Source organism: Shewanella profunda, from assembly GCF_023283765.1.
Classification (GTDB): Bacteria; Pseudomonadota; Gammaproteobacteria; order Enterobacterales; family Shewanellaceae; genus Shewanella; species Shewanella profunda.
The window spans coordinates 1-6,292 of sequence record NZ_JAKILG010000083.1 but is presented as its reverse complement, the minus strand read 5'-3'; the positions used below and the strand labels follow the sequence as shown (position 1 = coordinate 6,292).

At 44.6% G+C, this 6,292-nt stretch carries 4 protein-coding genes; 3 read left to right on the top strand and 1 reads right to left on the bottom strand.

Features of this window, described 5'->3' with window-relative positions; all coding sequences use genetic code 11:
• Positions 1-161 precede the first annotated feature (161 nt).
• On the bottom strand, positions 162-1,511 hold the full coding sequence (gene ltrA / locus L2744_RS21105) for a group II intron reverse transcriptase/maturase (protein ID WP_248993719.1): 1,350 nt from the start codon (positions 1,509-1,511) through the stop codon (positions 162-164).
• Positions 1,512-2,822: 1,311 nt separating this feature from the next.
• On the opposite strand from ltrA (L2744_RS21105), the gene ltrA (L2744_RS21100) reads away from it, so the two are divergent.
• From ltrA (L2744_RS21100) to L2744_RS21090, 3 genes are all read left to right on the top strand, one after another.
• The gene (gene ltrA / locus L2744_RS21100) at positions 2,823-4,295 is read left to right on the top strand and encodes a group II intron reverse transcriptase/maturase (protein WP_248993718.1); all 1,473 of its coding nucleotides are present in this window, start codon (positions 2,823-2,825) and stop codon (positions 4,293-4,295) included.
• A gap of 509 nt (positions 4,296-4,804) precedes the next feature.
• Positions 4,805-5,362 (top strand): hypothetical protein, encoded by a 558-nt coding sequence (locus L2744_RS21095; RefSeq protein WP_248993717.1) that lies wholly within the window; start codon positions 4,805-4,807, stop codon positions 5,360-5,362.
• 98 nt (positions 5,363-5,460) lie between these two features.
• Positions 5,461-6,165 carry a hypothetical protein gene (locus L2744_RS21090; protein ID WP_248993716.1) on the top strand — a complete coding sequence of 235 codons (705 nt, stop codon included), beginning with the start codon at positions 5,461-5,463 and terminating at the stop codon, positions 6,163-6,165.
• Positions 6,166-6,292: the final 127 nt, after the last annotated feature.

Sequence of the window (6,292 nt, the reverse complement as noted above, 5' to 3'; positions counted from 1 at the left end):
TACCTTCACGTAGTGCTTGAATGGCAGCATTGATATCAAAAGTAGGTGTGGTCATAAATCATCTCTTTTTGGTATAGCTTAAAGAAATGACACAGAAATTTGAACACTACCCCCACACCACCCTGCATGCGGCTCCGCACAGGGCGGTTCATTTAGAACGCCTAACCTGTTTTCTGGTTCGGATAGTGAACCGCGATCCATCCATCTCTCAGTGAATACAATCCTGCTTTCTTAAGATACTCGTTACTCAGCGCTTGCTGTATTCCTGGTGTTTTCGAGCTCCGCCATGGACCTTTACTTGTGATCCCACAAGCAACGGCAGCTTGGATCCTGACACCACGCTTAAGTAAATTCTGTACCTTAGTCCGTGGCCTTCGCCATTGACGCCAATAGCACATACGTACTCGACGACGGATCCAGTGGTCTAAATCGACACACCCTTGGTAAGCGTTGGCTATGCCAAAGTAGTTGATCCAACCTTGCATGTACTGCCGCACTTTAAACAGCTGATAACTCATACTCACGCCCCAGTTCCGGTTCGTTAGTCGTCTCATCTTTTGTTTGAAAATGTGTAATGTTTTAGCATGCCACTGGATCTTGCCTCGGTTAAAGGTAAAACCAAGGAACTTGCTTTGGCCTACCTTAACCACTTGGCTTTTCTGTTCGTTAACAACCAGTTTTAACTTAGTGGCAAGATAGCGAGTAATGCTCTTGAGGACACGTTCGCCCGCTCGAATAGATTTTACCAAAATGATAAAGTCGTCCGCATAGCGGGCGAATTTGTGCCCTCTGCTTTCCAGCTCTTTATCCAGACTATCCAACATGATGTTTGATAGTAATGGTGAGAGTGGGCCGCCCTGAGGTACGCCTTCGAAGCTTGCCTCAAATTGGTCGTTGATCATCACGCCAGCACGCAGGTATTTACCAATAAGCGCCAGCAGATGCTTATCCTGTACCTTGATCCTCAATTGAGTCATCAACAGGTCGTGATTTACTCGATCAAAGAACTTGGACAGATCAACATCGACGGCAAATTTGCGTTTATGTTTGATGATATCCCTGACTTGCAAGACCGCTTGTTTGGCATTCCTATTCGGTCTAAAGCCGAAGCTATTAGCCGAGAAGAAAGGGTCAAACAACGGCGTGAGAATTTGAGCAATAGCTTGCTGTATCACACGATCAATGACGTTAGGGATACCCAGTTTGCGTTTACCGCCATCGGGTTTGTCGATCTCTACGCGTCTGACTGCTGAGGGTTGATATTCACCTAACTCAAGTTGAGATTTACACTGTTGCCAACCGCCTTGCTGCACCCAAAGCGGGAAGGCTTCGATGGTCATGCCATCGATACCAGCCTCGCCATTATTGGCTTTAACCTGACGCCAAGCTCGGTGTAGATTCTCAGGCTGAAGCAGTTGTTGGAATAAATCGCTGTTGAAGGCTGGTTGCATATCAATACGCTGCTGATAGTAATCGTCTGGCGACGTAGTGGGTATCAACAAGTTTGACAAGACTCCTCCTTCTTCTAAATGTTCAGGCCTTCACCATGTCCCATTCATTACGATGAGCGTTGGGCTACTATGCCGTCTGCTGACTTCTGCTTAATCACATGCCGAGTTGCCCCGTCATGCGCTATCGGTTTTCATCTGGTTCGCTCTTTTCAGTCGATGACACTGAAAAGCCAAGGCACTTATAAACCAGAGCCTGACTGGTTAATGACCGATCGCGTGTTAAGCAGATCCTCCCAGATAAGAACATGAACTTTCTTTGCACTGCTGCATCATTTACGGTGGCCATTAGATCACGTGGTTTCGTCGTCTTGTCCCCTTACTTCGTGGGGGAGGCCCTGCCAACTCACCTCTAGCCTACGCCTCATATGATGTTCTTGTTCATCAGCTCGCATTCTTAATCAGTAAAAAGGCTAGCGGCTTCCTTCAGACCAATCATCAATGATAAGCCCTTGCCATTCGCTAGTAGTTAACGTTTAATAACAGCATGTTATTGAATGGTGACCTTCCTACAGAGGACTTTCACCTCATAAGTTCATGCCCATGCTGGGCGTACACAAAGCATTTAAGAGTGATTCCCAACGCTTGGCATTTTTCATTCCATCGTTGGTTTTGTGTTTACGGTGGTATAGGTAGGTTTCGTGGTAGCGTTGCTCACACCTTAATGCGGCGTTACCCATAGAAATTTTAATTCTAAACTCACTAATTCGAGCTAAAAGTCTAACTTGGAAATGTCCGTGCGACCTGAGGTCGTATGAAGCGCTGTTCACCGCGATAAGAGTGAACCATCTGTATCACCAGATGACCCTAAGACTCTGAATAAAGCAGCGAGTCTGACAATGTAACAATATTCGGCTTTTGCCGAATGGGAACTGAATCGTGAGAGGACGTTCTTCCTGATAACCACAAGTCGGGTAAGTGCTAGGGTGTCAGTATGATGAACGTAAGTGAATCCATGTAAGGTGCGTTATCCGAGAAACAGCGGAAGTGGTTTATACGCTGTGGCCAAAAGGCAACGAGAGTTGGAAAGAAATTGGACAGTATTCTTTCGTGATCAATACACTCTCCGCACTATAGTGGGCATCTAACCTGACGTTGCGCGACATACGGAACAGGGTAAGCCTGTATTGCTCCCTTTGGGAAAGTGGTCTGCGAAGGCTGCCGATAGTAATGCAGGTAAAGGAGGCTAGAAAAAGCGAATGCCGCATTGTAATGGTGCGGATACTGATTTTATCTGACGCGAAAGCGAGCTGACTTCTAGCTGGTCTCCCGTTGCAAGATGATTTGAAGAACTTTATTCAAGGAGAAACGCAAATGATGGCTTCAATCGAAGTTAGTGCATCTCCTGACAATGCTCAATGGCAATCCATTAACTGGAAAACGGTTAAGCAACATGTATTGAAGCTTCAAATGCGCATTGCAAAAGCAACCCGAGAAGGTAAACACGGTAAGGCGAAAGCATTACAGTGGATACTCACCTACTCTAAATCAGCAAAATTGCTTGCTGTTAAAAGAGTTTCTCAAAATAAAGGCAGCAAAACACCAGGAGTTGACGGCATCATTTGGAACAATGATGCTCGTTGTATGGCAGCGGTCAATCAACTGAACCGAAAAGGCTATCATGCCAAACCGCTCAGGCGTATCTACATCCCCAAGAAAAACGGCAAGCTCAGACCTTTAGGCATACCCTGCATGATAGATAGAGCGCAGCAAGCGCTTCATCTTCTCGCCTTGGAGCCTATTTCGGAAACGGTGGCCGACCTCAATAGCTATGGCTTTCGACCTAACCGAAGCGCAGCAGATGCAATTGCACAGTGCTTTAAATGTTTATGTATGAAGCGCTCTAGCCAATGGATTCTTGAGGGTGACATCAAAGCTTGTTTCGATAAGATAGGTCATCAATGGCTCATCGACAACATTCAATTAGATAAACGAATGCTGAAACAATGGCTTGGGTGCGGTTATGTTGACAAAGGATTGTTCTATAAAACAGCAGAAGGAACACCTCAAGGCGGGATAATCTCCCCAACGCTGATGTTGCTCACGCTGGCTGGGTTAGAACAATTGGTTAAGTCTATTGCCTGTAAAACAGGTAATAGTGTCAACTTTATCGGATATGCAGACGATTTTATTATCACAGGTTCTTCGAAGGAAGTGCTCGTTAATGAAATTAAGCCGCAACTAATTGGTTTTCTACAGGAAAGGGGCTTAACACTCTCTGATGATAAAACTCACATAACTCATATCGATGATGGTTTTGACTTTCTGGGATTCAATCTTAGAAAGTACAAAGGCAAACTGCTCATTAAACCGAGCAAGCGCAACGTTCTATCATTTTTGAGTAATCTACGTGAATTCATCAGAAAACATCCAACAATCCCCGTTAACGATTTAATTAAAATACTGAATCCGAAACTGAGAGGATGGGCGAACTATTATCGCCACAGTGTTGCAAAGCAAGTTTTCGGTTATGTAGGCTATCAACTTTTCTGGTTGTTATGGCATTGGGCTGTTAGGCGTCATCCAACTAAAAGTAAAGACTGGGTGAGGCGTAAATATTATTTGGACAGCAAGGGGCAGTGGCAATTTCATGGTTGGCAGAAAATAGCGAACATGGATTGTCGATTTAACCTTGTTCAAATAGCTCAAACGCTCATAAAAAGACATGTAAAAATCAGGAGTGCATCGACACCTTACGACCCCGAATATGAAGCTTACTTAAGTAAGCGGAAACGGGCAAAGGAAGGTAGAAACTCTTGGTTCGAACCCGTCTTGGCTGCGATGTAGGGTGCTGGGTAACAGAATACGCCTTAGTGGAGGCTTGAGCCGTATGCAGTGAAAGTTGCACGTACGGTTCTTAGGAGGGCGGCACTTGGTAACAGGTGCCGTCTATCCGACAAAAGTTTGTTAGCAGAGAGCAGTTGAAGAACAAACTTGCTAGCTCATTCCCTACAAATTCCCATCTATGTCCTGCTTTTAACTGTTCACCAAGAGTGGCCGAAACTAGAAAGTTATGTAGTATTTCAATCTCTTGGTTTTGAGCGTTTTTTAAATCGATATCTGTGCGCGTTATCTCAAGCATCTAAATCTAAAGACATTTAAAATTAAGCACTTAAAGATTACCGCTTTTAGATAATAGTTTTGGAAAACGCGCATGCGCATTTTTCCTGATGGTGAATCTGATAGAAAGCTGATAAGTTCTAGGTAATACAGATAGTTAACGGTGCGCTTTTTGTTAATCTAATGAGCTGGATGCGCAGCGCATAAATACTAAGACGTTATACGTAAGGAGAGTCATGAAACATATTTTATTTCTTGTCATAGTTATTCTTTCTTTTAGTGCCTTCTCTGATGAATTCAATAAAGGAGAGAATCTTATCACGCCGTATGAAATGGACTCTGATAAATGGGATATTTTACAAAAAGCTGACGGCTCGTTCAGGAGCATAATTTGGAGAAGCAAAGAAAAGGGTATGGCTGACGCATATGTTGTTAGAGTCCATGAGGGTAATAAGTCAACGCTTAATAAAGTAAGAGAAACCTTGGATGCACCAGGCCAAAAAAAATGTCAGTCGTTTAAATCAATAGATCTTGAACCCATTCCAAATAAGAATTACGAATCTTTAATGTGGCGTACCGAATGTACCAATGGAACCAATTTCAAGGCTCAGACTTTGCAACTTACGATTAAAGGTAATGATAGTAACTATCTCATCCAGAAAATCTGGCGAGGTGAAGTCTCAGACGATGAAATTTACAACTGGCTCGAAACCTTAAAAAAAGTATATGTTTGTGATACTCGTGAAAAAGACAAACAATGTCCTTCTGGTTATAAAAAAGTAACAAGCTTATAGCAAAACAAATCAGTTCGCGGCTATCGCCGCCGGATTCGCTATCACTCGCCGCTGTTTGCGGCGTCTATCTTTCTTAAGATTCACAATCGGCAAAAATAATGACTGGGCGACCAAATTTCTTGGCAAGGCTGCGGGAACGGCGGCAAGAGCGTGAGAACAATCAAGGCGAACGCGCTGCGAAGCGGAGGTTGCGTTGGGCCAGATGGGCAGCATTTTATGCTGCAACTTTATCAACCGCTCTCACAACATATACGGCGTACAAGGAGTTCCGGCCAAAAAGGCATGAGCTAGATATTTTTGTTTCCGATCTCCAGGTAAACGGTGACATCGCGGAATACGGGGTGGCTTTCTATAACAAGGGTGACTTCCATGAGGTAGTAGCTAGCGCCTCGTCAATCCTCGGGCAGTTCATTGAGGAATACTCCGCACCGCTCAACTGGGAACAAGATCAATGCTTTAGTCCTGTTGTAGTGAAGCCTGGGGATGCTACATACGTCAGGTACACGACGAAGTTTGATTTTGGCAGTCTCAAACACCGTGTGTTCAAGACGCAAAAGCAGCAGTACCTGATGATGGTGGACTTTGATGTGCTCTCTCAAGAGAACGGCATCATCTCTGTTCGAGTACCAGTCGGAACCCTTGTGCCTTACGAAAGCGAGTGGAAAGGGAAAGCTGGCTATGACTTTCTCACGCAGAAGGTGTCTGTAGACTTCGATCTCGCTCGCCCTAGGCTGACAAAGGGGACGTATCCGCAAGATGAAGAGTTCAGCTTCTCCAAGCTGTGCAAACAGAAGGAAATATAACAAAAAGGCGCATTTAGCCTATCTCTTGATCACATCTCGTGCTCAAGAGATAGAGCCAATTCGTAGCCTTCAAGGATGGTTTGCAGTTTGAACCATCCTTCCCATAACCGCTCCCAACCTACTACAC